Origin of the sequence: Arsenophonus sp. ENCA, assembly GCF_002287155.1 — a bacterium.
Taxonomy (GTDB): domain Bacteria; phylum Pseudomonadota; class Gammaproteobacteria; order Enterobacterales; family Enterobacteriaceae; genus Arsenophonus; species Arsenophonus nilaparvatae.
The window spans coordinates 1-848 of the sequence record NZ_NHNG01000025.1 but is presented as its reverse complement, the minus strand read 5'-3'; the positions used below and the strand labels follow the sequence as shown (position 1 = coordinate 848).

General features: G+C 41.2%; 2 protein-coding genes. Both read right to left on the bottom strand.

Annotated features, from left to right (window positions below; genetic code table 11):
* Positions 1–108 precede the first annotated feature (108 nt).
* Positions 109–555 carry a hypothetical protein gene (locus CBG25_RS00720; RefSeq protein ID WP_290603790.1) on the bottom strand — a complete coding sequence of 149 codons (447 nt, stop codon included), beginning with the start codon at positions 553–555 and terminating at the stop codon, positions 109–111.
* A gap of 2 nt (positions 556–557) precedes the next feature.
* The coding region (locus tag CBG25_RS00715; RefSeq protein ID WP_290603789.1) for a transposase at positions 558–848 on the bottom strand (291 nt) is incomplete at its 5' end.

Here is an 848-nt window from a genome sequence, read left to right as displayed (position 1 = left end):
TACAGGTTTCGATCTTGACCAGCGGGTCACCCAACTTGTCGATCGTCTGTTGGTGATACTGGTTTGCAAAGAGGTCATTCTTAATGGCGCTGCGTTTCTTCATGGTGGTTAGCTCAGTAGACCAGCTTCCGATAACTTTATCAGCAAAATCAAACTCGGCTTAGGTTTTTCGAGGTGCCCATAAATAAATAAGGCTTTCGGATAGATTTTTCTTAGAATCTGCCGGTTAGAATTTTCAGAGCAAAACAGCTCAATTTGATATTTTTTTGTCTCAGCTATCACTGCGTCATGGAAATAACCGGCATCCAATAACAATTTGTTTGGGGTATATCCCGATAAATTGAAACTCTGTGCTAATAAATCTGGTATAACCTTTGTTTCACTGGATGGATCGACAGTCTGGGCAACAATAATGCGTCCAGAGTTGACTAGAACAGATGGTTTATAGGCAGTTGAGAATCCCTTTCCACGCTTAAGTTTCTGGACGACAGCTTCTGGCTCTCTTGGGTTAATGCGCAGTTGGCTGCCATCTTTACCTTCACGAGTTTCGCACAAAACTAATTTGGGTACGCTAATAAAACACGGATGTGCTCAGCAATAGCATTTTTGATTACGTCCCAATTTTGTTGATAAAGGGTTATTTTTTCAGATATACGACGTTTATGTTGTTCAAACCACGCAGAAATAGCGAGAAAAATATGATTTCTTTGCGCTCGGCTCGTGCGAGCCTGACAGCGTTCAATACCACAATTTTGTTTAACTTCTCGATGATAAACTTCAACAGACCAACGGGCATCCATGATAGATTTGACGTATTCACGGGTGGGATTCTCTTTGTTTGTTACTAT